22 protein-coding genes are annotated in these 23,083 nt (G+C 69.0%); 11 read left to right on the forward strand and 11 right to left on the reverse strand.

The genetic code is table 11. The annotated features are described in order from the left end of the window. Nucleotides 1–110: 110 nt before the first annotated feature. The 7 genes from AC1RAD_RS10525 (at nucleotide 111) to AC1RAD_RS10555 (ending at nucleotide 8,573) form a co-directional block, all read left to right on the forward strand. Nucleotides 111–2,627 carry a sodium-translocating pyrophosphatase gene (locus AC1RAD_RS10525; protein WP_492734730.1) on the forward strand — a complete coding sequence of 839 codons (2,517 nt, stop codon included), beginning with the start codon at nucleotides 111–113 and terminating at the stop codon, nucleotides 2,625–2,627. Between the two features lies 1 nt (nucleotide 2,628). After that, complete coding sequence (locus AC1RAD_RS10530) at nucleotides 2,629–2,997, forward strand: nuclear transport factor 2 family protein (RefSeq protein ID WP_062481424.1); 369 nt, start codon at nucleotides 2,629–2,631, stop codon at nucleotides 2,995–2,997. Between the two features lie 73 nt (nucleotides 2,998–3,070). Next, nucleotides 3,071–3,802: a MerR family transcriptional regulator gene (locus tag AC1RAD_RS10535; RefSeq protein ID WP_492734731.1), complete on the forward strand. Its 732-nt coding sequence runs from the start codon at nucleotides 3,071–3,073 to the stop codon at nucleotides 3,800–3,802. Nucleotides 3,803–3,807: 5 nt separating this feature from the next. Continuing rightward, a complete protein-coding gene (locus tag AC1RAD_RS10540) occupies nucleotides 3,808–5,244 on the forward strand; it encodes a TolC family protein (RefSeq protein ID WP_492734732.1) in 1,437 nt (478 codons plus the stop codon). 2 nt (nucleotides 5,245–5,246) lie between these two features. Next, on the forward strand, nucleotides 5,247–6,233 hold the full coding sequence (locus AC1RAD_RS10545) for an HlyD family secretion protein (protein ID WP_370869844.1): 987 nt from the start codon (nucleotides 5,247–5,249) through the stop codon (nucleotides 6,231–6,233). Between the two features lie 13 nt (nucleotides 6,234–6,246). Beyond that, a complete protein-coding gene (locus AC1RAD_RS10550; RefSeq protein WP_492734733.1) occupies nucleotides 6,247–7,431 on the forward strand; it encodes an ABC transporter permease in 1,185 nt (394 codons plus the stop codon). Then, nucleotides 7,431–8,573, forward strand: a complete 1,143-nt coding sequence (locus AC1RAD_RS10555) for an ABC transporter permease (protein WP_492734734.1) — start codon at nucleotides 7,431–7,433, stop codon at nucleotides 8,571–8,573. Before AC1RAD_RS10550 ends, AC1RAD_RS10555 begins: the two co-directional genes overlap by 1 nt. On the opposite strand, the gene AC1RAD_RS10560 is transcribed toward AC1RAD_RS10555, so the two are convergent. Further along, nucleotides 8,570–9,199 (reverse strand): TetR/AcrR family transcriptional regulator, encoded by a 630-nt coding sequence (locus tag AC1RAD_RS10560; RefSeq protein WP_062473073.1) that lies wholly within the window; start codon nucleotides 9,197–9,199, stop codon nucleotides 8,570–8,572. The two genes, AC1RAD_RS10555 and AC1RAD_RS10560, sit on opposite strands and share 4 nt — an antisense overlap. 120 nt (nucleotides 9,200–9,319) lie before the next feature. On the opposite strand from AC1RAD_RS10560, the gene AC1RAD_RS10565 reads away from it, so the two are divergent. After that, nucleotides 9,320–10,156 carry a metal-dependent hydrolase gene (locus tag AC1RAD_RS10565; protein ID WP_492734735.1) on the forward strand — a complete coding sequence of 279 codons (837 nt, stop codon included), beginning with the start codon at nucleotides 9,320–9,322 and terminating at the stop codon, nucleotides 10,154–10,156. Between the two features lie 5 nt (nucleotides 10,157–10,161). Here the strand turns inward: AC1RAD_RS10565 and AC1RAD_RS10570 are convergent, their stop codons facing one another. From AC1RAD_RS10570 to AC1RAD_RS10605, 8 genes are all read right to left on the reverse strand, one after another. After that, nucleotides 10,162–10,755 (reverse strand): hypothetical protein, encoded by a 594-nt coding sequence (locus AC1RAD_RS10570; protein WP_070060930.1) that lies wholly within the window; start codon nucleotides 10,753–10,755, stop codon nucleotides 10,162–10,164. A gap of 226 nt (nucleotides 10,756–10,981) precedes the next feature. Then, nucleotides 10,982–11,230, reverse strand: a complete 249-nt coding sequence (locus tag AC1RAD_RS10575) for a hypothetical protein (protein ID WP_056580179.1) — start codon at nucleotides 11,228–11,230, stop codon at nucleotides 10,982–10,984. Continuing rightward, nucleotides 11,217–11,576 carry a hypothetical protein gene (locus tag AC1RAD_RS10580; RefSeq protein ID WP_370680636.1) on the reverse strand — a complete coding sequence of 120 codons (360 nt, stop codon included), beginning with the start codon at nucleotides 11,574–11,576 and terminating at the stop codon, nucleotides 11,217–11,219. The genes AC1RAD_RS10575 and AC1RAD_RS10580 overlap by 14 nt, the downstream gene beginning before the upstream one ends. Before the next feature lie 26 nt (nucleotides 11,577–11,602). Then, nucleotides 11,603–12,514 (reverse strand): DUF6999 family protein, encoded by a 912-nt coding sequence (locus tag AC1RAD_RS10585; RefSeq protein ID WP_492734736.1) that lies wholly within the window; start codon nucleotides 12,512–12,514, stop codon nucleotides 11,603–11,605. Further along, nucleotides 12,514–14,472, reverse strand: coding sequence for an iron-containing redox enzyme family protein (locus AC1RAD_RS10590; RefSeq protein ID WP_492734737.1), 1,959 nt, complete (start codon nucleotides 14,470–14,472; stop codon nucleotides 12,514–12,516). Before AC1RAD_RS10590 ends, AC1RAD_RS10585 begins: the two co-directional genes overlap by 1 nt. A 4-nt stretch (nucleotides 14,473–14,476) precedes the next feature. Beyond that, nucleotides 14,477–15,418, reverse strand: a complete 942-nt coding sequence (locus AC1RAD_RS10595) for a fatty acid desaturase family protein (protein ID WP_492734738.1) — start codon at nucleotides 15,416–15,418, stop codon at nucleotides 14,477–14,479. Continuing rightward, nucleotides 15,399–16,172 carry a sterol desaturase family protein gene (locus AC1RAD_RS10600; RefSeq protein WP_492734739.1) on the reverse strand — a complete coding sequence of 258 codons (774 nt, stop codon included), beginning with the start codon at nucleotides 16,170–16,172 and terminating at the stop codon, nucleotides 15,399–15,401. Before AC1RAD_RS10600 ends, AC1RAD_RS10595 begins: the two co-directional genes overlap by 20 nt. 9 nt (nucleotides 16,173–16,181) lie before the next feature. Continuing rightward, nucleotides 16,182–17,747: a phospholipase D family protein gene (locus AC1RAD_RS10605; RefSeq protein WP_062473093.1), complete on the reverse strand. Its 1,566-nt coding sequence runs from the start codon at nucleotides 17,745–17,747 to the stop codon at nucleotides 16,182–16,184. A gap of 131 nt (nucleotides 17,748–17,878) precedes the next feature. Here AC1RAD_RS10605 and AC1RAD_RS10610 point away from each other — a divergent pair, with 131 nt between their 5' ends. Together AC1RAD_RS10610 and AC1RAD_RS10615 are read left to right on the forward strand one after the other, a co-directional pair. Further along, nucleotides 17,879–18,436, forward strand: a complete 558-nt coding sequence (locus AC1RAD_RS10610) for a peroxiredoxin (RefSeq protein ID WP_307588537.1) — start codon at nucleotides 17,879–17,881, stop codon at nucleotides 18,434–18,436. Nucleotides 18,437–18,491: 55 nt separating this feature from the next. Continuing rightward, complete coding sequence (locus AC1RAD_RS10615; protein ID WP_062473096.1) at nucleotides 18,492–19,925, forward strand: aldehyde dehydrogenase family protein; 1,434 nt, start codon at nucleotides 18,492–18,494, stop codon at nucleotides 19,923–19,925. A 25-nt stretch (nucleotides 19,926–19,950) separates the two neighbouring features. Here AC1RAD_RS10615 and AC1RAD_RS10620 read toward each other — a convergent pair whose 3' ends face one another. Continuing rightward, nucleotides 19,951–20,877, reverse strand: coding sequence for a ZIP family metal transporter (locus tag AC1RAD_RS10620; protein ID WP_492734740.1), 927 nt, complete (start codon nucleotides 20,875–20,877; stop codon nucleotides 19,951–19,953). A 19-nt stretch (nucleotides 20,878–20,896) separates the two neighbouring features. Next, nucleotides 20,897–21,535 carry a superoxide dismutase gene (locus tag AC1RAD_RS10625; RefSeq protein WP_492734741.1) on the reverse strand — a complete coding sequence of 213 codons (639 nt, stop codon included), beginning with the start codon at nucleotides 21,533–21,535 and terminating at the stop codon, nucleotides 20,897–20,899. 239 nt (nucleotides 21,536–21,774) lie between these two features. Between AC1RAD_RS10625 and AC1RAD_RS10630 the strand changes: the two genes are divergently transcribed. Next, complete coding sequence (locus AC1RAD_RS10630; RefSeq protein WP_492734742.1) at nucleotides 21,775–23,064, forward strand: serine hydrolase domain-containing protein; 1,290 nt, start codon at nucleotides 21,775–21,777, stop codon at nucleotides 23,062–23,064. The last annotated feature ends 19 nt before the right edge of the window (nucleotides 23,065–23,083 follow it).

Consider the following 23,083-nt stretch of genomic DNA (forward strand, 5'->3'; position numbering starts at 1 on the left):
GTGAGCTTCGAGGAAGCAACGCGGCGGAGAACATGGTCCCGTACGCGTTGCGCGCAGGGCCCAGGCTGTCCGTCTCCACAAGTCACAACGAACGAATGGAGAAGCAAAGCATGAGCGGCAACACCCCCCTGATTCTTGCCATCGTCTGCGGCCTGGTGGCCGTGGGCTACGGTTTCTGGGCCCGAAGTTGGATTCTCGCCAAGGACCCGGGCAACGCCCGGATGCAGGAAATCGCCGCAGCCATCCAGGCCGGTGCCTCGGCCTACCTCGCCAAGCAGTACACCACCATCGCGGTGGTCGGCGTGGTGCTCGCGGTGCTCATCGCCCTCTTCCTCGACCTGACCACGGCCGTCGGCTTCGTGGTCGGCGCGGTGCTCTCGGGCGCCTGCGGCTTCATCGGCATGAACGTGTCGGTGCGCGCCAACGTGCGCACCGCGCAAGCCGCGACCAAGGGCATCGGCCCGGCGCTCGACGTGGCGTTTCGCGGCGGCGCCATCACCGGCATGCTGGTGGTGGGCCTGGGCCTGCTGGGCGTGACGGGCTTCTACTGGTTCCTGGCCGGCAGCGCGCCGAAGGCGGACCACAGCCTTGCAGCCATCCTCAATCCGCTGATCGGCTTTGCCTTCGGCTCCTCGCTGATCTCGATCTTCGCGCGCCTGGGCGGCGGCATCTTCACCAAGGGCGCTGACGTCGGCGCCGACCTGGTGGGCAAGGTCGAAGCCGGCATTCCGGAAGACGACCCGCGCAACCCGGCCGTGATCGCCGACAACGTGGGCGACAACGTCGGCGACTGCGCCGGCATGGCGGCCGACCTGTTCGAGACCTATGCGGTGACGCTCATCGCCACCATGGTGCTGGGCGCGCTGATGGTCACGGCGGCGCCGCTGGACGCGGTGCTGTACCCGCTGGCGCTGGGCGGCGTGTCGATCATCGCGTCGATCATCGGCTGCTTCTTCGTGAAGGCGTCGCCGGGCATGGTCAACGTGATGCCGGCGCTCTACAAGGGGCTGGCGGTCGCGGGCATCCTGTCGCTGATCGCGTTCTGGTTCGTGACCAGCTGGATCATTCCGGACAACGCCATCGCCGCCAGCGGCAGCCAGCTGAAGCTGTTCGGCGCCTGCTTCGTGGGCCTGGCGCTCACGGCCGCGCTGGTGTGGGTCACCGAGTACTACACCGGCACGCAGTACAAGCCCGTGCAGCACATCGCACAGGCCTCGACCACCGGCCACGGCACCAACATCATCGCGGGCCTGGGCGTGTCGATGCGTTCGACGGCCTGGCCGGTGATCTTCGTGTGCATCGCGATCCTGGCCTCGTACTCGCTGGCCGGCTTGTACGGCATTGCGGTGGCTGCGACGTCGATGCTGAGCATGGCCGGCATCGTGGTGGCACTGGACGCCTACGGTCCCATCACCGACAACGCCGGCGGCATCGCCGAGATGAGCGAGCTGCCCGCCAGCGTGCGCGACATCACCGACCCGCTGGACGCGGTGGGCAACACCACCAAGGCCGTGACCAAGGGCTACGCGATCGGCTCGGCCGGCCTGGCCTCGCTGGTGCTCTTTGCCGACTACACCCACAAGCTGGAGAGCTTCGGGCTGAACATCAGCTTCAACCTGAGCGATCCGATGGTGATCGTCGGCCTGTTCATCGGCGGCCTGATCCCCTACCTCTTCGGCGCGATGGCCATGGAGGCGGTAGGCCGCGCGGCCGGTGCAGTGGTGGAAGAAGTGCGCCGCCAGTTCCGCGAGATCCCCGGGATCATGGAAGGCACCGGCAAGCCCGAGTACGGCAAGGCCGTGGGCATGCTGACCGGCGCGGCCATCAAGGAAATGATGATCCCGTCGCTGCTGCCGGTGGTGGTGCCGATCCTGGTCGGCCTGCTGCTCGGACCGAAGGCGCTCGGCGGCCTGCTGATGGGCACGATCGTCACCGGCCTGTTCGTCGCCATCAGCATGTGCACGGGCGGCGGTGCGTGGGACAACGCCAAGAAGTACATCGAGGACGGCCACCACGGCGGCAAGGGCTCCGAGGCGCACAAGGCCGCCGTCACCGGCGACACCGTGGGCGACCCGTACAAGGACACGGCCGGCCCGGCGGTGAACCCGCTGATCAAGATCATCAACATCGTGGCGCTGCTGATCGTGCCGCTGGTGGTCAAGTTCCACGCCGGCGATGCGGCGGCCGCCGTGCCGACCAAGGTCGAGACGCCGCCTGCAGCCACCGCACCTGCGGCGATGGCACCGGCAGCCACACCCGCAGCCACCCTCGCCTCGGCAGCCGTCGGAGCCACCGAAGCCGCGGCGGTCAAGGTCGAGAACGGCATCGTGAAGTTCTACTTCGCGAGCGCCAGCGCCGAGGTCGCGCCCAACGCCAAGGAGGCGCTGTCCGATGTCATCAAGGCCGTGCAGAGCGGCAGCACCGTGCTGGTGAGCGGCTACCACGACGCCAGCGGCGACGCGGCCAAGAACGCCGAGCTGGCCAAGCAGCGCGCCATGGCCGTGCGCGACGCCATCAAGGCGGCGGGCGCGCCCGAGGACAAGATCGAACTCGCCAAGCCCGAGCAGTCGCAGGCCGACGGCCCAGCCTCGGAAGCGCGCCGCGTCGAAGTGAAAGTGAAGTCCTGACATGCCCACGCCCGCCCGGCTCGAAGCCTTCATTGCCGCCGTCGAGGGCGGCGCGCATGCCCAGGTCATCGAAGACTTCTACACCGAAGACGCCACGATGCGGGAAAACCAGGCCGAGCCGCGGCGCGGACGCAGCACGCTGGTCGCACAGGAAAGCGCCGTGCTCGCACGCACCGAGTCGGTGGCGTCGACCTGCGTGCGGCCGGTGCTGGTGAACGGCGACCACGTCGGCATTCACTGGATCTTCGAGTTCACGTTCAAAGGCGGCGGGCGCATGCGCATGGAAGAGATCGCTTGGCAGCGCTGGGACGGCGAGCGCATCGCCGAAGAACAGTTCTTCTACGACCCGGCGCAGCGCAAGCCGGGCTGAGGATGCCCCGCCCGGACCGCGCGATCCGGGCTGGTTTTATGCAACATTTTCGATGTAACATTGAAACTGTCACATGAACACATCCACCGCCACACCCGATTCCACGGCCCCGCAGGACCTCTCCATCGAGGCCCTGGCGGCGCGCACGGGCGTCACGGTGCGCAACATCCGCGCCTACACCACGGGCGGCCTGCTGCCGCCGCCGCGGCTGCAAGGCCGGCTCGGCCTGTACGGCCCCGACCACGTCCAGCGCCTGGCGCTGATCCGCGAACTGCGCGAACAGGGCTTCGGCATCGAGGCGATCCGCCGCATCTTCACGCGCGCGCCGGCGTCCACCTGGCCCGACCTGCTGGCCGTGGCCCGCTCGGTGTCGGGCAGCCTGTTCGCCGAAGAAACGCCCGTGGTGGTGTCGGCCCAGGCGCTGGCCACCAAATGGCAAGGACAGATGACGCCCGCCCTGCTCGGCCGCGCCACCCGTGCCGGCCTCATGCGTGAACTGCCCGACGGCCAGGTGCAGGTGCTGAGCCCGGCGCTCGGCCAGGTCGCCGAGCAGCTGGCCGCGCTGGGCCTGCCGCTCGAAGCGGTCATCGGCATGCAGGAAACCATGGTACGCACGCTGCGCACCGTGGCGCGGCGCTGGCTGCGCACGCTGGCCGACAGCCTGCTTTCCGGCGACACCCTCGATGCCGGCCGCGCCGCGCAGCTGCTCGAGAAAGCACGGCCCTTGGCCACCGGGGCGGTGCAGGCCGCCTTTCCCGTGATCCTGCAGCAGGAGCTCGACGCCCTGCTGCACAAGACCGCCTGATGCCGATGACACGACCTCGCCTCGCCCTTCTTCCGTCCCTGCTGCTCTTGCCGGCCTTCCTCGGCGGCGCGGCTTTCGCGCAGCAGCAGGCCCGCGGCGACACCACCTCCACGCTGGCGCTGAGCTTCGACGCCGCGCGCCAGCGCATGGTCGAGCGCTCCGACAAGCTGGCCGCCGCGCGCATGGCCGTCGAAGCCAAGGAGCTGCAGAGCGAAGGCGTCAAGCGCCTGGGCGGGCCGGTGGTCAGCATCTCGGGGCTGGCCTATGCGTACAACGCGAACCTGAACCTCGACCTCGACCCGCTCAACCAGAAGCTCGGCCAGATCGGCTCGTCGCTGCCGCCGTCGATCCAGAGCTTCGTCTCGCGCGTGCCGATTCCGCAGCTGCCCAACAGCTACACGCTGAACCGCCACGACACCGGCGCCAACGCCTCGGTGTCGGCCGTGTGGCCGCTCTACCTGGGGGGCGCGACCGACGCGGTGCGCGGCTTTGTCTCGGCGCAGGCGCGCGAGGCCCAGGCCGACGCCGAGCAGGCCGGCCACGAGGTCGACACGCTGCTGGTGCAGCGCTACTTCGGCGCCCAGCTCGCGCAGCGCGCCGCCACCCTGCGCCTGCAGGCCGAGCGCACCATCGCGCAGCACGACGCGGCGGCGCAGAAGATGCTCGCGGCCGGCGTCATTTCGCGCGTCGAGCGGCTGCAGGCCAGCGCCGCGTACGAAGAAGCGCGCCGCAACGCCCGCAAGGCCGAGAACGATGCCGCGCTGGCGGGCGTGGCCCTGGCGCGCACGGTGCGCGCCGAGGGCAGCGTCACGCCGCAGACGCCGCTGTTTCTCATCAGCGCGCCGATCGAACCGCTCGGTCACTTCATCGATGCGGCGCTCACGCGGCATCCGGGCCTGGGCAAGGTCGCGGCCAAGAAGGCGCAGGCCGAGCAGTTGCACGAGGGCGAAGAGGCCCTGCGCCGCCCGCAGGTCATCGCCTTCGGTACGCGCGAGATCAAGAGCGGCAACGCCGACTGGGTGGCCGGCCTCGGCGTGCGCTGGACGCTGTACGACTCGGTCGACCGCAACGCGCTCGCGGCCGCCTCGCACAAGCAGGTCGAACAGGCCGAGCGCACCGACCTGCAGGCGCGCAGCGACATCTCGCTGCTGGTCGAACGCAACTGGCGCGCGCTGGACAACGCGCGCCGCCAGTACCTCGAGATGAAGGTCTCGGTCGAGCTCGCACAAGAGGTGGTCAAGCTGCGCACCGCCGGACTGCGCGAAGGCACCAGCACCACGCTCGACCTGATCGACGCCGAGACCAACCAGGCCAAGGTGCTGACCGAACGCGCGCAGGCCGCCAACGACTACGTGCAGGCGCTCGCGCAGCTGCTCGAGAGCGCGGGCCTGTCCGAGACTTTTTCCGACTACATCGCGCGCGCCGACGTGAAGGTGAACTGACCATGATGAGTGCCAAGACCCGCCGACTGATCGCCATCGCCGCCGCACTGCTCGTGCTGGTGCTGCTCGTCTGGGGCTTCTGGCGCGCCGCGCAGCCGGCGCCCGAGGTGTTCCAGGGCCAGATGGAAGCGCGCGAGACCGACGTGGCCGGCAAGGTCACGGCCCGCATCGCCGAAGTGGCCGTGAAGGAAGGCGACCGCATCCAGGCCGGCGCCCTGCTGGTGCGCATGGACAGTCCCGAGGTGCGCGCCAAGCTGGCGCAGGCCACCGCCGCCGAACAAGCCGCGCAGGCCGTGGCCGACAAGGCGCAGAACGGCGCCCGCCCGCAGGAGATCGAAATGGCGCGCATGCAGTGGCAGCGCGCCGAGACCGCCGCCCAGCTCGCGCAGACGTCGTTCCGCCGTGTCGACGGCCTGGCACGCGACGGCCTCGTGGCCGACCAGAAGCGCGACGAGGCCGAGGCCAACTGGAAGGCCTCGCGCGACGCCGCCGTGGCGGCCAAGGCGCAGTACGACATGGCGCGCACCGGCGCCCGCCCCGAGGACAAGGCCGCCGCCAACGCACAGGCGCGGCAGGTGGCCGGCGTGGTCGCCGAGGTGGAAGCCGCCAAGGCCGAGACCGAGCTGCGCAGCCCGGTCGCCGGCGAGGTGGCCAAGGTGCTCGCCAAGGTCGGCGAACTCTCGCCGCAGGGCGTGGCCGTGGTCACGGTGGTCGACCTGAACGACCAGTGGGTGGTGCTCAACGTGCGCGAAGACCGGCTGGCCCGCTTCGCGCTCGACAAGGAATTCGACGCCCGCCTGCCCGCCCTGCCCGAGGACCGGCGCACGGCCCGCTTCAAGGTCTACTACAGCGGCGTGCTGCCCGACTTCGCCACCTGGCGCGCCACGCGCGGCGGTGCCGGCTTCGACGTGCGCACCTTCGAGGTCCGCGCCCGGCCGCTCAAGCCGATCGAAGGCGCGCGCCCCGGCATGAGCGTTCTGGTCGACTGAGGCCGCACCCGCCATGAGCCTGCGCGGCTTTTCCACCGCCAGCGCCCGGCGCGAATTCGCGCTGCTGCGCACGCGTCCGTGGGACCTGGCCATGATCTCGTGGGTGCCGCTGCTCGCGGTGTTCCTGATCTGGTGGATCTTCTCGGCCGGCCTGCCCGAGCGCCTGCCGATCGGCGTGCTCGACCAGGACCACTCCACCCTCTCGCGCCAGCTGGTGCGCTTCCTGGACGCCACGCCGGGCCTGCGCGTGGCGCAGCAGTACGCCGACGAAGGCGAGATGCAGCGCGCACTCACCAGCGGCGCCGTCGACGCCGCGGTGCAGCTGCCGCGCGAGCTGAGCCGCGACGTCAAGCAGGGCCGCGTCGGGCAGGTCGTGCTGCTGCACAACGCGCAGCTGGGCACGCACTCGAGCCTGATCCAGCGCGACGTGCGCACCGCCGTCGCCACGGTGTCGGCCGGCGTCGAGCTCGCGGTGCGCAACAAGCGCGGCGAGTCGATGAAGGCCGCGCGCGTGAGCATGGACCCGGTCAAGGCCAGCATGGTGGCGCTGTTCAACACCTCGACCGACTACGAGCAGTTTCTCGGCGCCGCGCTCATTCCGGCGCTGCTGCACATCCTCGCGATGACGGCCGGCGCCTGGGCCGTGGGCCGCGAGCTGCGCGACCGCAGCCTGGGCGGCTGGCTCGGCGCCGCGCCGCGCTGGCCCGAGGCGCTGGCCGCGCTGGCGGGCAAGCTGGCGCTGCCGTTCGCGAGCCTGTCGGCGGTGGGCCTGGCCGCCATGCTGTGGATCACGGCAGGCCGCGGCTGGCACCCGGTCGGCTCGGTGGGATGGACGCTGTTCGCGCTGATGGTGTTCCTGGCGCTGTCGATCGCGCTCGGCGCCTTCGTGGCCAGCCTCACGCGCTCGCTGCGCACCGCGCTGTCGGCCACCGGCTTCATCACCGCGCCGGCCTTCGCGTTCGGCGGCGTGGGCTTTCCGCTGGTCGCCATGCCGGTGCTCGCGCAGCTGTGGGCCGGCCTGCTGCCCTACACGCACTACATCCGCGTGCAGATGGAGCAGCTGCAGATGGGCGCGCCCCTGGCCTACTCGGCCGCCACGCCGCTGTGGATGGTGGTGGGCACCGCGGTGCTGCTGGCCGTGTCGGCCACGCTGCTGGTGCGCGCGGCCGCGGCGCCCGAGACGTGGGGAGGCCGCTGATGAGCACGCGCACCCAGGGCTTCGCCGCCGCCTGGCGCGACACCGCCTTCGGCGTGCTGCGCGACAAGGGAGTGCTGCTGATCATGCTGCTCGCGCCCATCATCTACGGCTTCTTCTACCCCTGGCCCTACGGCACGCAGGCCGTCACGCGGGTGCCGGTGGCGGTGGTCGACCAGGACCACAGCGGGCTGTCGCGGCAGATCGCGCGCTTCGCCATGGCCAGCCCGCGGCTGGACGTGCGCATGGTCACGTCCGACGTGCACGAGGCGCAGCAGGCGCTGTGGCGCGGCGAGATCGAGGGCTACGCCCTGCTGCCGCAGGACCTCAAGCGCAACGTGCTGCGCGGCACGCCGGCGGTGGTGAGCATCGAGGGCAACGGCGCCTACGCGCTGCTGAACAAGGCGGTGCTGTACGGCTTCTCCGAGGCGGTGGGCACGGTGTCGGCCGGCGTCGAGATCCGCAAGCTGCAGGCCGGCGGCCAAAGCGCGGTCCAGGCCGCGCGCAGCCGCAGTCCGCTCAACACGCAGCTGGTGGCGCTGTTCAACCCGACCGAGGGTTACGGCAGCTACGTGGTGCCGGCGGTGGCGCTGCTGATCCTGCAGCAGACGCTGCTGATGGGCGCCGCGATGCTGGCCGGCACCTGGGCCGAGGCCGGCCGGCTGCGTGCGGGCATGGACACGTGGCTGGGGCGGTTGGGCGCGCTGTCGGGCTTCGGCGTGCTGAGCGGCCTGTTCTATTTCGGCTGGGTGTTCTTCCTGCAGGACTATCCGCGCGGCGGCAATCCGTTCGCCGCGCTGGTGCTGCTGCTGTTCTACGTGCCCGCGATCTGCGTGCTCGGCCTGCTGCTGGGGTGCTGGTTCCGCGACCGCGAGCGTGCGTTGCAGGTGCTGCTCTTCACTGCGCTGCCGATGGCCTTTCTCTCGGGCTTCTCGTGGCCTGTCGAAGCCCTGCCCGCGCCGCTGCAGGCGCTGCGCTGGCTGTTCCCGAGCACGGCGGGCATCCAGGCCTCGCTGCGGCTCAACCAGATGGGGGCGCCGCTGCACGACGTGCTGCCGTACCTCGGGGCACTCGCGGCGATGGTGGTGGTGGGGCTGCTCGTGCTGTGGGCTGCGGCCACGCCACGCCAGAACGAACGCGACTAGCGTCGGCTGTCCGCCGCCACGGCGCGCACCAGCCGCGTGGCCGGTGCCACCAGCTCGCGCAGGTCGCCCACGCGGTCCTGCTCGATGGCCTGCAGCACCAGTTCGTTGATGCCGCCCACCACCGTCATCGCCATCTGGCTGCTCATGTGCGCCGCGGGCACCTCGCCTGAATCGCTGCTGTTGATCGCCACCTGGATGAAGTTGGCGATCTCGCCGTTCACGCGCCGCCGCGCCGCCAGGCCCGGCAGGCCCAGCCCGAGGATTTCGACGAACAGCGTGCGCAGCAGCACCGGGTCTTGCGCGAGGTAGTCCATGTACGCGGTCATCGCCTGCTCCACCTGCGTGTGCCAGGGCTGGGCCGGATCGAAGGCCTCGCTCACGGCCTGCAGGCCGAGCCGGCTGGCCGTTTCATACAGCGCGATCAGGCACTCGGTCTTGGTGCTGAAGTGCTCGTAGAACGTGCGCCGCGACACGGCGGCCTCGCGCACGATGTCGGCGATGGTGGTGTCGGCGTAGCCCTTGGCCGCCACGGCATGCGCCATGCCCTGGAGCAGCCGCGCGTAGTGCTCGCTGGGCGCGCCTTCGGCGGCATCGGGCGTGGCGGTTTTGTCGATGGTGGCAGTCATGTGCGATTCATTTTCCTACGCCTTGGTACTTGACAGTACCAGCTCACAATTGCACCATGGCGGCACGCGGTACGGATCTGTACCAACCTTTGTGCCCACGACCTCAGGAATTGCCTTCCCATGACCGAACTCGTAGTCCGCCGCCTGCTGATCGACCTGCAACCGCCCTTCTCGCGCGACTGGTGCGGCGGCGATGCGTTTTCGACGGCTTTCTTCAACGCCCTGTCGATGAGCTTCCCCTTCGGCGAGCAGTTCTTCATCGACGCCGTGCGCGACGCCATGGCCACGCTGCCGACCGAGGTGCAGGAGCGCTACCGCGCCGACGTGCGCGGCTTCATCGGCCAGGAGGCGACGCACCGGCGCATCCATTCGCTGTTCAACGCGCACCTGGAGCAGCAGGGCCTGGTCGACCGCTGGACTGCGCGCGCCAGCCAACGCATGGAACTGATGGACGGCGCCGATCCGCGCCACGCGCTGGCCGTGACGGCGGCCACCGAGCACTTCACGGCGATGTTCGCCGAGTGGCTGCTGGCCCGCCCCGAGATCCTGGACGGCGCCGAGCCCCGGCTGCGCACGATGTGGCTGTGGCACAGCGCGGAAGAGCTGGAGCACAAGAGCGTCGCCTTCGACATCTACAAGGCCGCGGGCGGCTCCGACGAATGGCGCACGCGCTGGTTCCGCCGCGTGACGGTGATGTTCCTCGGCGACCTGATGCGCCAGACGGTCGACAACCTGCGGCATGAAAAGCAATTGTGGAAGTGGGCCACCTGGAAGAGCGCCGCGCGCATCCTGCTGGGTCGCGGCGGCCTGCTGCGGGGCAATCTCGCGGGCTGGCGCCAGTACCTGCGCAGCGACTTCCACCCCGACCAGCAGGACAGCAGCCTCTCGGCGCGCTGGCTTGCCGACAACGGCGCGCAGTTCACGCCCGTGGGCGCGCCTGCAGCCACGTCGGCCTGAATTCGTCAGTAGATGCTGGCGCGGTGCGGGCTCAACGCGCCCGCCTGCGTCGGCTGCCCGTCGGCGCGCAACGTGAGGTCGTGCAGCGTGTCGAAATCGGACGGCGCATCGGGCACGCGCATCACCACTTCGAGTTCGTGCATGGAGGCCACCCAGCGGCCGGCCGGTGATTCGGCCGGTTCGTCGTTGGCGAACACGCCGTCGCGGATGTAGAGCGTTTCGCCTTCGGGGCGTTCGCCGTGCAGCTCGATCAGGCGTGCGATCGAGAAGTTGTAGGTCACGAGCTTTTCGCGCGTGCGGCGGTCTTTGCCGCCGCAGTTGAACGAGCCCTCGGCCGCGATCACGATGCAGGAGCCGTCCACCCCGCCGTCGATGGCGATCTCGTTGCCCGAGCGCCAGATGGCGTTGGGCAGGCGCACGCGCACCTTGTCGATCACGAGGTCGCGTTGCTTGTTGAGGGCACCCAGTGGCGGCACCAGCGAGCGCAATTGACGCAGGCGCTCCGCGAAGTTGTCGTCCATGAGGAATTCGACATGGTGCGTGGCGCTGCCGGACGAGCGCTTGACGACCTGCATGACGACGTGACGTGGCTTGTTCACAGCTCAGGCCCTCCACGCAGAGAAAAATCCACGCCCGCTGCGGGGCACCGATCGCCTTCTTGCTGGATTTGAGTGGTCATCGGCTACAAATTAGAACTTTAGATTAAATGCAATTACTTGCATCATTTGTGTCCAACTGTATATCGATTGCGACCGGGATGGAAGGCAATCGACGACATGCCGATGAGGCCATGTCGCCAACGCGACGCGGCGCCGTGCTAGGCGCTCAGCTCGACGATGCTTCGGCCTCGAGGGCCTCGTCGAGCGCCTTGCACGAAGGCGCGCAGACGGTCTGCGACTTGCCCAGCACCTGACGCGTGCGCAGCTGCGAACGTACGCGGTGCTTGCCGCACATGAAGCAGGACATCGTGGCCCCGCTGAACGACGCCGAGGCGCGGAACGGAGAGCCCGGCGCCTTCGATTTGTAGCGCAGCCCGTCCGCCACCACTGCCGTTTTCACTTCACCCTTGGCCATGCATCTTGTCCTTGTTCGATTCGTCACCGCGCATGGCGCGGGCAATGGCTTCCCTGGCTGCGCCTTCGGCGGCCAGGGAAACGTCCAGCGCCGAGCGGCAAAGGCCGGCGTGCTGGTAATTCATATTTTCGTAGACCTCGGAGGCGGCCGGATAGGCATCGAGCAACTGCCCCAATTCGGCACCGGGCTCGACGTCTTCGAATTCATGCACCAGGTGCTCGACCACCGAGCGGTACTGCTCGGCACCAACCGGCACGGCGCTGTGCTCAAGCCTCTCCAGCAGTTGAGCCAGCACGTGGGTCACTGCCAGATCGGTCTTGGGAGACGGATTTCGGGTCGTGTTCATGGTTTGCATGTGGGGACAGCATACCCCTATGCAAGGGGCGGGTCGCGCGGAAGTGTCTCTGCCGACATGGCTTCCTGCGCCGCGCGCATGCGCTGGAGCAGGCTGTGGAGCATTTCGGTCGACAGGCCGTGGATCACCAGCCGGTGCCCGGCCCGCAGGGTCGACAGCGGCACCAGCGGATGCTTGTTGTTGACCAGGATCAGGTGCTCCGGCGCGTTCAGGATCGTCGCCGCGTAGATGCCGATGGTTTCGTCCAGTTGCAAGGAGTTGGCGGCGCGCCAGAAATCGTTGTCGGTCAGCATCAGCTGGTACAGCGGCGTGAACAGTTCGATGGCGCTTTGCAGGTCGAGAAAATTGAGCTTGCCCTGCGGCATGTCTTCCAGCCGCAACGCTGGCGGCTGGATCATCGAGAAATCGACCTGCTCGGCCTTGCACAGCGCCAACCCCTTGTCGCGCAATGCTTTGTTCAGCCGGATCACGAAGTTGAACAAATTCAGGTCGTGCTTCAGGAACATCTCGTCCTTCAGCGCGTCGATGTCGGCCGGCTCCAGCGGCGAGGTACCCACGGGCGCGGGCGAGTTGCGCCCGATGAAGGCCAGCACCTGCGAGCCCAGGTGAAAGTGCCTCAGGATCAGCCAGTTGGCCTCGGGCGACACGAAGCGCTTGAGCCCCCACGCCAGGAAGCGGTGCAGCAGCATCGAGTGCGACCAGTTGCGCGGCACGAACACCTTCACGATCTGGATCAGGATGATCGTCAGCCGCGCGATCGGCCGCAGGAACGGCAGCAGGTACTGGCGCGAGGCCGAGCTCGAATCGGCCAGCCACGCAGCCTTCACGTCGTCGGGCAGCGGCGTGCTCTGGTCGAGGTAAAGCGCCAGCCAGGGGCTGGGGTCGCGCTCGTCGTGGGCTTGCGTCAGGAATTCAGGCGTTCGGCTCACTAGAAACCTCCGCCTTCGGCTGCGGTATTCGCCTTGGGGCGGCCCGGCGGCTCATGGGGCATTCGTTCGGTGATGTGCTGGAACTGCATCAGGTACAGCGCCGCCGTATGGCGTGCGGTGTCGGCAATCTGTCGGGCGGCGCGGGCCTGCCCTTCCACGGCCATCACCATCTCGACCGCGGCGAGCCAGCGGTTCAGGTGGTGCTCATCGTTGTGACCGTGGTACTCGAGGAAACGGAACGCATCGGGCGGCAGCTTCAGGCTGGCCTTGAGCAGCGGCAGCAGCGCCGGCACGATGCGCTGGCCCGTGCCTTCGATGATGTAGATCGCGCCCAAAAGGCCAATCGGGTCGCGCGTGGCGGCCAGGCCGTGCAGGTAGGCGTTGAGTGCCTCGCCGCCGGGGTTGCGGCGCAGCTCGTCGATCGATTCGACCGTGCCGCCGGCCTTGCGGTAGTCGCTGAAGAGGATGTTGAAGTCGTTCTGCTCCTCGCCCGCGTGCACGTCGATCAGCGACGACAGCATGCGGTACGGCTCGCTCAGCGAGGCAGCGCCTTCACGCATCCACAGGCTGCCTTCGCGCACCTGCGGCACCCACTGTTCCATCCAGTTCAGGTAGTCGGGCACGGCAAAGCGGCGCTCGCGGATCTGGTGGATCAGCGGCGTGCGCCACACGCGCGAGCGGTAGTCGTGCCAGATGGCGGCCAGTTCGGTCAGCAAGGCGCCCAAGCCTTCGGGCGCGGCGGCCGGGTCGTGCGGGGGTGCGATGACGAGGTCGTCGTCGGGCGCCACCGCCGCCGCGCGCGGCGCGATCACGACAGGCGCCGCATCGACGGCCTCGACCTCGAGCAGCATGTACGCCGCCATGAAGCGCCCCGACTCCGGCACGTAGCAGAAGATCTGCTCGCCCGGTTTCAACGCCTTGGTGTGCAGGAACTCCGCCAGCATCACGAGGATCGATGCCGCACCGGTGTTGCCGCGCCACGCGAGGTTGCTCCACCAGCGCTCGCGCGGAATCGCCAGGTCGGCCTTGGCCATCAGGTCTTCGACCACCGGGATGAATTTTTCCGACGAGTAGTGGCACAGGAAATGGTCGACCCGCTTCGGATCGACCCAGCCGTCGCGCACCAGGCCGGCGTACTCGTGAATGCCGATGTCGAACAGGTGCGGCAAGAGCCGGATGTCCTGGCGCAGCGACAGCGCGCCGGCCGCCTCGGCCTCGGCCCACGAGCCGAAATCGAGATGCCCGCGCGCGCGGTCTTCGGTGAGGCCCAGCTGCATGCAGACCGGGTAGTCGCCCGAGAAGGCGCGCTGGTGCACCCACTTCAGCTTCAGGCGCAGCCCCGGCTTGTCGGCCAGTGCGGGCGTGCCGTCGGACAGCAGCAGCGCGCCCGCGCCATCGGACAGCATCCAGCGCAGGAAGTGCGAGTCGAAGTCGGTCTCGTAGCCGCGCGCGGCGAAGCGCGAGCGCTTGAACAGGCGCGACGGCATCTCACTGGCCACCGCCAGCGCCGAGCGGTGTGCGCCCAGCTCGATGCCCTGCGCCGCCGCCTGGATCGCCGACACGCCGGCCGCGCAGATGCCGTGCACCGAATGCGTTTCCATCGGCTGCGCCGCCAGCTCGCCCTGGATCATGTTGGCGAAGCCGGGCATCAGCGTGTCGCCGCCCGAGGAGCCGCTGGCCAGCAGCGACACGCGCGACAGCTCGGCGCCGCCGCGCTGCAGGCAGTCGCGGATCGCACCGGCCGCCAGCTGCGCGTTGGTGTGGCGCGTCACGCCTTCTTCGTCGATCGCGTAGTGCCGCGTGAGGATGCCGTTCTCGGCCAGGATGCGGCGCTTGATGCGCTCCGACATGCGGTTGAGCGGCGCGATGTACGCGTCCATGCGGTCGTTGGGAACAGGCTCGCCGGGCATGAAATAGCCGGCGCTTTCGAGGTACACGCGTTGGAATGAAACGGGCATGGGTTCAGGAGATGGGTGAATCGGGAGGCATCAGCGAGCGGCTGCGAAAACGCGGCCACACGGTCCCCAGCACGAAGACGCGCACCATGTACGGCACCAGCCCGCCCTCGTTGAGCGCGGGTGCCACCTGCGCGCGGTAGCGCGTGTGATGCAGGTGCGTGAGCTCGGACCAATGGGCATGCGGGTTCTCGTGGTGTGCGGTGTGCAGGCCGATGTTGAGCAGCAAGGGGTTCACCAGCCCCTCGAAATTGCGCGCGTAGTTCAGCTGGCTACCGCGGGTATCGCCGGATGCCTCCTTGCGCTGCGTCTTGCGGCCGTCGGCGTGCGCATGCTGCAGGTAGTTGGTGGCCAGCAGCCAATGCAGGCCGTGCAGCTGCGGCACGATCACGAAGATCAATGCCTTGCGCCAATCGATCGCCAGCAGCACGCTCCAGCTGGCCAGCCACAGCGCGTACTGCGCCATGCAGTAGCGCCAGGCACCGCGGTGATGCTGGTGCAGCCGCGCGAGCCAGCCGAAGAACACCGGCGTCAGCACCCACACGGCCTGGAACGGGTGCAGCAGGTAGCCCCACAGGTGGTTGGTGTCGCCGCCGAAACGGTAGGTGCGCGCCACGTCCTTCGGTCCATGGCGGTGGCGATGGTGGTTGGCCACATGCGCGGGCCAAAAGACGAAGGTCGGGTGGCCCTGCAGCAGCGTGATCCAGAAGTCAGTGAACCGGTTCATGCGCCGCCCGCGCCACATGCGCAGGTGCACGTGGTTGTGATGGATCACGCCGATGCCGAGCGTGAGGAACAGCATCAGCGCATACAGCACCACATGAAAGCCGTGCACCCACTGCCACGCCGCCAGCGCGGGCAAGGCGACGAGGTACGCCAGGCTTTGCCAGTCGCGCCAGTGGCGCAGCCTGGGCAGCCGATGGCGCGCGTCAGGCCGTCGTGGCGCCATGCTTCTTTCGAAAAGCCTGGAACAGCGGCTCGGCCGCGTCGGCCGCGATGCGCGTGCGGAACAGCCGGTCCATGAAGGTGAACTGGAAGCCGTAGTTGCCGTTGTGCACGGCATGGTGCAGGTGGTGACGGCGGCTCGCGGCGAACCAGTGGCTGTACGACACGCCGGGCACGAAGTCGTAGTTCGAATGCCCGACGCAGTTGAAGAACAGGCTGAACACCGGCACCGATGCCAGCGACCAGAAGCTGAAGTCGTGCAGCACCATCGGCAGCAGGATCACGTTGCCGAGCATCAGCGCCTCGATCGGATGAAAGCTGTAGGTGGCCCACGGCGTGGTCACGAACGAGCGGTGGTGCGGCCCGTGGAAGCGCCGCAGCCAGCGCGTGTGCAACAGCCGGTGGTTGAGCCAGAAATGCACGTCGTTCCACACCGCGAGCACGAGGATCTCGATGCCGATGCGGCGCCAGCCCGCGTCGGGCTCCAGCCGCGCCCAGCCCAGCTGCAGCAGCCCCCACGGAAACACCATGCCCAGCCCGAAGATCAGCACCGAGATGCCCGATTGCGCGAGCTCGCGCCGCAGCTGGCCGGGCTGCAGCGGCCGCGGATCGAGCGCGCGCCCGATGCCCAGCGCCGGCAGCACCCGCTTCGTGAGCAGCCAGGTGAGCGCGCCGAAACCCAGGTAGATGCCCCCGAAGAACAGCAGGCCCCACAGCATGACCTGCGGGGCCGAAAGAGAAGTGAAAGTCTGCGCCATCCCCCGAGGCTACAACAGCATCTCGGGCACCAGCGGGGAGATCAGGGTGTTGTACAGGCGCTGAAAGAAACCCGACTCGGGTTCCGAGGTGAGGATCACCTCTTTCTCGCCGTCGTTCGTGAGCCATTCGAGCGTGCCGCCCTCCTTCGACAGCCGCAGCCGGTACGAGTTCTGCAGCTTGCTCACGTGGATGATGCGCAGCATCTCGCGCGCCAGTTGTGGGTTGTCGACCACCACGCCCATCTCGGTGTTCTGGCTGGCCGAGCGCGGATCGAGGTTCATCGAGCCGATGAAGATGCGCGTCTTGTCGATGGCGGCGGTCTTGGCGTGCAGCCGGCCCAGCGAGTTGCCGAAGCTGCCGAAACGCATGCTCGCGGTGGTGCGCTGCGGGCTCAGCTCGTACAGGTCGGCGCCGCCTTTCAACAGGCGCTCGCGGTAGCGTGCGTAGCCGGTGTGCACCAGCGGCTCGTCGTTGGCGGCCAGCGAATTGGTCAGCAGCGTGAGCTTGACCTTGCGCTTGGCCAGGTCCTCGAAGGCGGCCATGCCGCGCTCGCCCGGCACGAGGTAGGGCGAGGTCAGGTCGACCTCGGTCTTGGCGTCGAGCAGCAGCGCCCAGACCTTCATCGTCACGCTGGTGGCAATGGCGTCCTCGGCCGTCAGCGTCGTGGGCTTGGAGGGCGGGTCGGCGATGGCGCGGGCCTCGCCCCACAGCAGGCCCATGCGGCCGCCGTCGAGCTCTTCGGCGATGGGGCCGTAGCCGAGGATGTCGGAAGGCGGCAGCACGACCTTCGGCGGCGGGCCCGACATGCCGATCTCGGCATCGAAGGTGGCGGCGCCGGCCTCTTTGCGCACGATCTCGGCAATGGGCCAGATCTGGTCGCTGTTCCAGTAGGCGTCGAAGATGCTCTCGAGCTGCGGCACCACCTTGCCGACCACCAACGCGTCCATGTCGATGAAGTTCTGCGCCTCGCTCAGCACGAAGTACTCGTCGGCGATGTTGCGCCCGCCCACCACCGCCATCGCGCCGTCGGCAATGAAGAGCTTGTTGTGCATGCGGTGGTTGAGCCGGTGGATGTCGAAGATCGACACCACGAAGCGCGACAGGAACCCGTCGCGCGCGCAACAGAACGGGTTGAACAGGCGCACCGACACATTGGGCGTCTCGGACAGCGCCAGCAACAGCTGCTGGCTCTTCACCGTGTACAGGTCGTCCACCAGCACCCGCACCTTCACGCCGCGCGCCGCCGCCTCGCGCAGCGTGCGCAGCAGCAGCCGGCCGGTGGCGTCGTTCTCGAGCTGGTAGTACTGCACCACCAGCGAGCGCTCGGCGCGCTGCGCGAGCTGCAAGCGCGCGTCGAGCGAGTACACGCCCAGCGGCATGAGCCGGAAGCCCGAATGCTCGCCGGGCGGCGTGGAGGCCGCGACGATCTTCGCGAGCGCGGTGCCCGGGTCGGCGGCGGCGGCGTGTTCGGCCGGGCGTTCGCGCGCCGGCGGCAGCGAGCCGCACGCGCCGAGCAATGCCAGCAGCACGCCGGCCAGCGCCGTGCGCAGAAGAGATCGGGCCCAGGCGTTCATGGTCGGGTTCCTCTTGTCGTTGTGGATGCCACTGCCCTGATGTACGCCGGTCCTCCCGCGGCGGTTTCAACGGGGCCCTTTTTGCGAAGCGTCGTCCTAGAATTCGATTCACTTCGCTTCGGAGTTACATCATGGCCCGATCGCTCCTTTTGCGCACCGCTTTGTGGGCCGCGGCCCTCGCCGCCGGGGTACCCCATGCCCACGCCGCACTCGACATCGGCGACCCGGTGCCCAAGTTCACGGCCACCGCCGCGCTCGGCGGCAAGACCTTCCGCTACTCGCTGGCCGAGGCGCTGGCCAAGGGGCCGGTGGTGCTGTACTTCTTTCCGGCGGCCGACTCCAACGACTGCTCCATCGAGGCCCACGCCTTCGCCGAGGCGGTCGACCAGTTCGCCGCGCTGGGCGCCTCGGTGATCGGCGTGTCGGCCGACGACATCGACACGCTGTCCAAGTTCTCGGTCAAGTCCTGCCAGAGCCGCTTCCCAGTGGCCTCCGACCAGGGCAAGACCGTGATCCAGGGCTTCGACGCGCTGATGCAGACCCGGCCCGACTTCGCCAACCGCCTGTCGTACGTGATCGCGACCGACGGCAAGGTCGCCTACTACTACCAGAACCTCAACCCCGACAAGCACGTCGAGCGCATGCTGAACGCCGTGCGCGCGCTGCCCAAAGCCACCGCGGCGAAGTAAGGCGGGCCGGCCGGGGCGCCACGCGCGGGGCGGGCTTCGCGCAAAATCTCGCCCCATGCAGCTCAACTACATCGCCAACGCGGACGTTCCCTCCGCCTCCGGCCGCACCCTCCCCGTCATCGACCCGTCGGACGGCCAGCCTTTCGACGAGATCCAGCGCAGCAACGCCGCCGACATCGACGCCGCCGTGCGCGCCGCGCGCGACTGCTTCGAGGGCGTGTGGCACAAGGTCAGTGCGGCCGACCGCGGACGCCTGCTCTTCAAGCTCTCGCAGAAGATCGCCGAGCACGTCGACGAGCTCGCGCTCATCGAGCAGCGCGACTGCGGCAAGCCCGTGAAGCAGGCCCGCGCCGACGCGGTGGCGCTGGTGCGCTACTTCGAGTTCTATGCCGGCGCCTGCGACAAGCTGCACGGCGAGACCATTCCCTACCAGGACGGTTACAGCGTCTTCACCTGGCGCGAGCCGCACGGCGTCACGGGCCACATCATTCCGTGGAACTACCCGATGCAGATCTTCGGGCGCAGCGTGGGCGGCGCCCTGGCGGCCGGCAACGTGTGCGTGGTCAAGCCGGCCGAAGACGCCTGCCTGTCGCTGATCCGCGTGGCGCAGCTGGCGGCCGAGGTCGGCTTTCCGGCCGGCGCGCTCAACATCGTGACGGGCTACGGCCATGAGGTGGGCGACGCGCTCGCACGCCACGAAGGCATCGACCACATCAGCTTCACGGGCAGCCCGAAGATCGGCACGCTGATCCAGCAGGTGGCGGCCGAACGGCACTGCCCGGTCACGCTCGAGCTGGGCGGCAAGAGCCCGCAGATCGTGTTCGCCGACGCCGACCTGGACGCGGTGATTCCCGTGGTGATCAACGCCATCGTGCAGAACGCCGGCCAGACCTGCTCGGCGGGCTCGCGCGTGCTGATCCAGCGCGACATCTACGAGCCCCTGCTCGAGCGCCTGGGCCACGCCTTCGAAGCCCTGCGCGTCGGCCCCGCGGCCATGGACCTCGATGTGGGCCCGCTGATCCGCCAGACGCAGCAGCAGCGCGTGTGGGATTTCCTCAGCGACGCGCAACATGCCGGCATCCCGATGGTGGCGCAGGGCGTGGTGGTCGAGGAAGCGCCCGAGACCGGCTTCTACCAGGCGCCGACCCTGCTGCGCGACGTGCCCGTGGGCCATCGCCTGGCGCAGGAAGAAGTGTTCGGCCCCGTGCTCGCCGCGATGCAGTTCGCCGACGAGGACGAAGCCGTGGCCCTCGCCAACGCCACCCAGTTCGGCCTCGTGGCCGGCGTCTGGACGGCCGACGGCGCGCGCCAGTTCCGCATGGCCCGGCGCGTGAAGAGCGGCCAGGTGTTCATTAACAACTACGGCGCGGGCGGCGGCGTCGAGTTGCCGTTCGGCGGCGTGAAGTCGTCGGGCTACGGGCGCGAGAAGGGCTTCGAGGCGCTGTACGGCTTCACGACCTTGAAGACCATCGCCGTCAAGCACGGCTGAGGCTGACGACGCCGCGCCCCGGGCGTCAGCCCAGCGCGGTGTCCAGCAGCATCATGAGCACGAAGCCGATCATCAAACCGCTGGTCGCATAGGCCTCGTGCCCCTTGCGGTGCGACTCGGGAATGATCTCGTGGCTGATCACGAACAGCATCGCGCCTGCCGCGAAGCCCAGCCCCCAGGGCAGCAGCATCGCCGAGTGCCCCACCACCGCCGCGCCGAGCACGGCGCCCAGCGGCTCGACCAGCCCCGAGGCCATGCCGATCAGCACCGCGAACAGGCGGCTGTAGCCGGCCGCCAGCAGCGCCACGGCCACCACCAGCCCCTCGGGCACGTCTTGGATCGCGATGCCGGTGGCGAGCGCATCGGCGCGCACGCCGTTGTTGGCCGCGTAGCCGACGCCGATGGCCAGGCCCTCGGGCACGTTGTGCAGCGCGATCGCGAACACGAAGAGCCAGGTGCGGCGCAGCTGCCGCCCGCTCTGCCCTTCGCGGCCCTTGATGAAGTGCTCGTGCGGCAGCACGCGGTCCATGGTCATCAGCACCAGGCCGCCCAGCAGGATCGCCGTGCCGATCACGCCGCCCGCCGCCCAGTCGCCACCGCCGAAGACGCCGGTCGACTTGGCGGCGTCCAGCCCGGGAATGATCAGCGAGAAGGCGCAGGCCGCGAGCATCACGCCCGCGCCGAAGCCGAACAGCGTGTCCTGCAGCTTGTCGGGCAGCTTCTGCGAGAACAGCACCGGCAGCGTGCCCAGCGCGGTCGCCAGCGCCGCCACCGAGCCGCCGCGCAGCGCGTTCCACACCAGCAGGTCGGCGCGCACGAAGGACCAGAACTGTGACGCCAGCGCCAGCGCGCCGGCCGCGACGATGGCAAAGCCGATCCATTCGCGCAACGGGCGCGGCGACCTCGGCGGCGGCGCTGTGGCCACCGTGCCCTGCAGCTGCGTGTCGTTCATGGGCGGGCTCCTCTTCGGCTCATCGGCCGCCGGTCGCGGCGGCATGGCGGCGGGCCACCTCGGCCCAGTTCACCACGTTGTAGAAGGCCGCGATGTATTCCGGGCGGCGGTTCTGGTACTTCAGGTAGTAGGCGTGCTCCCACACGTCCAGGCCCAGGATCGGGGTCTTGCCCGAGCCGATGCCGCGCATCAGCGGGCTGTCCTGGTTGCCGCTGCTTTCAACGGCCAGCTTGCCGTCGGTGCCGACAACCAGCCAGGCCCAGCCGCTGCCGAAGCGCGTGAGCGCGGCCTTGGTGAAGGCGTCCTTGAAGGCGTCGAAGCCGCCCAGGTCGGTGTCGATGGCCTGCGCGAGCGCGCCCGAAGGCGCCCCGCCGCCGCCCTGGTCCACGGGGGCCATCACGGTCCAGAACAGGCTGTGGTTGGCGTGGCCGCCGCCGTTGTTGCGCACGGGCGCGCGCAGCGCCTCGGGCAGTTCCTCGACACCGGCAATGAGGGCTTCGACCGGCGTGTCCGCATGCGGCGTGTCTTTCAACGCCGCATTCAGGTTGTTCACGTAGGTCTGGTGGTGCTTGCCGTGGTGGATTTCCATCGTCTGCGCGTCGATGTGGGGTTCGAGCGCGTCGAAGGCATAGGGCAAGGCTGGCAGGGTGTACGGCACGGTTCGGAAGCTCCTTGTTGGAAGAGAGCCCTTTGCGTGGTGCTTGTGCTGCGTACTCAGGCGTTCAAATGATAGTAATTCTCATTGTCTGCGTCAAGATATCGGCGCCATAGATGCCGCCAATCGGCCAGCACGCCACGACCGAAGCGCCGATACACTGCCCCGCGACCGGCTCGCACGGACGGCGCCAAGACCGTCTGCCCGGTTGCATCCATCCACCACCGACGGAGACAACACGCATGACCTTCCTGAAGCGCCGCGCCCTGGTGCGCACGGCCCTGCTCGGCCTGAGCCTCGCCCTGCCGCTGCTCGCCACCGCCCAGTCGCTGCCCACCGCCCGGCCCGAGTCGGTGGGCCTGTCCACCGAACGCCTGCAGAAGCTCACCGACGTGCTCAAGGCCGACGTGGCCGCCGGCAAGATCCCCGGCGCGGTGCTGCTGGTCGCTCGCCAGGGCAAGGTCGCGTGGTTCGAACCCGTCGGCAAGCTCGACGCGGCCGCCGGCACGCCGATGCCGCGCGACGGCATCTTCCGCATCTACTCGATGAGCAAGCCCATCACCACGGTCGCCGCGATGATGCTGGTCGAAGACGGCCGCATGAAGCTGGACGACCCGGTCGCGATGTACCTGCCCGAGTACGCCCGCATGACGGTGGGCATCGAGAAGCCCGGCGCCGACGGCAAGCCGGTGCTCGAGACCGTGCCCGCGCGCCGCCCGATCACCGTGCAGGACCTCATGCGCCACACCTCGGGCCTGACCTACGGTTTCTTCGGCCCGGGGCTGGTGAAACAGGCCTACAACACCGCCAACCTCGCGGACGGCGACCCGACCAGCGCCGAGTTCTCGCAGCGCCTGGCCAAGCTGCCGCTGGCCTACCAGCCCGGCACGACCTGGGACTACAGCTACTCGACCGACATCCTGGGCCGCGTGGTCGAGGTGGTGTCGGGCCAGTCGCTGTACCAGTTCGAAAAGGCGCGCCTGTTCGACCCGCTGGGCATGAAGGACACCACGTACTACGTGCCCGAACCGGCGCGCCAGCCGCGCATCGCCGAGCCGCTGCCGAGCGACCGCAGCTTCGGCGTGGGCGCCGACCTGAACGACCCGCGCATCGTGCGCAAGTTCGAATCGGGCGGCGGCGGGCTGGTGTCGACCGCGTCCGACTACGCGCGCTTCCTGCAGATGCTGCTCAACGGCGGCACGCTCGACGGCACGCGCTACCTCGGCCCGCGCACGCTGGCGCTGATGACGACCGACCATTCGAACGCCGGCGCCGGCATCGTGCCCGGCCCGCTGTACCTGCCGGGCCCGGGCTACGGCTTCGGCCTGGGCTTCGCGGTGCGCCGCAACGACGGCGAGGCGCCCTACCCGTCCGGCGGCGGCGAGTACAACTGGGGCGGCGCGGGCGGCACCTACATGTGGGTCGATCCGAAGAACGAGCTGTTCGTGGTGCTGATGCTGCAATCGCCCAAGTACCGAACCCACTACCGAAGCCTCGCGCGCAACATGGTCTATGCGGCAGTGCTGAAGTAGCCCGCATGGCGCGCGGTCG

The organism is Variovorax sp. GW823-FHT04B03 (genome assembly GCF_058796495.1).

Coding starts and splice junctions, on each gene's coding strand:
- AC1RAD_RS10545 (WP_370869844.1), top strand. CDS start 5,247: ATGATGAGTGCCAAGACCCGCCGACTGATCGCCATCGCCGCCGCACTG.
- AC1RAD_RS10525 (WP_492734730.1), top strand. CDS start 111: ATGAGCGGCAACACCCCCCTGATTCTTGCCATCGTCTGCGGCCTGGTG.
- AC1RAD_RS10575 (WP_056580179.1), bottom strand. CDS start 11,230: ATGGCCAAGGGTGAAGTGAAAACGGCAGTGGTGGCGGACGGGCTGCGC.
- AC1RAD_RS10600 (WP_492734739.1), bottom strand. CDS start 16,172: ATGGCGCAGACTTTCACTTCTCTTTCGGCCCCGCAGGTCATGCTGTGG.
- AC1RAD_RS10565 (WP_492734735.1), top strand. CDS start 9,320: ATGACCGAACTCGTAGTCCGCCGCCTGCTGATCGACCTGCAACCGCCC.
- AC1RAD_RS10610 (WP_307588537.1), top strand. CDS start 17,879: ATGGCCCGATCGCTCCTTTTGCGCACCGCTTTGTGGGCCGCGGCCCTC.
- AC1RAD_RS10530 (WP_062481424.1), top strand. CDS start 2,629: ATGCCCACGCCCGCCCGGCTCGAAGCCTTCATTGCCGCCGTCGAGGGC.
- AC1RAD_RS10590 (WP_492734737.1), bottom strand. CDS start 14,472: ATGCCCGTTTCATTCCAACGCGTGTACCTCGAAAGCGCCGGCTATTTC.
- AC1RAD_RS10620 (WP_492734740.1), bottom strand. CDS start 20,877: ATGAACGACACGCAGCTGCAGGGCACGGTGGCCACAGCGCCGCCGCCG.
- AC1RAD_RS10580 (WP_370680636.1), bottom strand. CDS start 11,576: ATGAACACGACCCGAAATCCGTCTCCCAAGACCGATCTGGCAGTGACC.
- AC1RAD_RS10560 (WP_062473073.1), bottom strand. CDS start 9,199: ATGACTGCCACCATCGACAAAACCGCCACGCCCGATGCCGCCGAAGGC.
- AC1RAD_RS10605 (WP_062473093.1), bottom strand. CDS start 17,747: ATGAACGCCTGGGCCCGATCTCTTCTGCGCACGGCGCTGGCCGGCGTG.
- AC1RAD_RS10555 (WP_492734734.1), top strand. CDS start 7,431: ATGAGCACGCGCACCCAGGGCTTCGCCGCCGCCTGGCGCGACACCGCC.
- AC1RAD_RS10630 (WP_492734742.1), top strand. CDS start 21,775: ATGACCTTCCTGAAGCGCCGCGCCCTGGTGCGCACGGCCCTGCTCGGC.
- AC1RAD_RS10550 (WP_492734733.1), top strand. CDS start 6,247: ATGAGCCTGCGCGGCTTTTCCACCGCCAGCGCCCGGCGCGAATTCGCG.
- AC1RAD_RS10615 (WP_062473096.1), top strand. CDS start 18,492: ATGCAGCTCAACTACATCGCCAACGCGGACGTTCCCTCCGCCTCCGGC.
- AC1RAD_RS10535 (WP_492734731.1), top strand. CDS start 3,071: ATGAACACATCCACCGCCACACCCGATTCCACGGCCCCGCAGGACCTC.
- AC1RAD_RS10595 (WP_492734738.1), bottom strand. CDS start 15,418: ATGGCGCCACGACGGCCTGACGCGCGCCATCGGCTGCCCAGGCTGCGC.
- AC1RAD_RS10540 (WP_492734732.1), top strand. CDS start 3,808: ATGACACGACCTCGCCTCGCCCTTCTTCCGTCCCTGCTGCTCTTGCCG.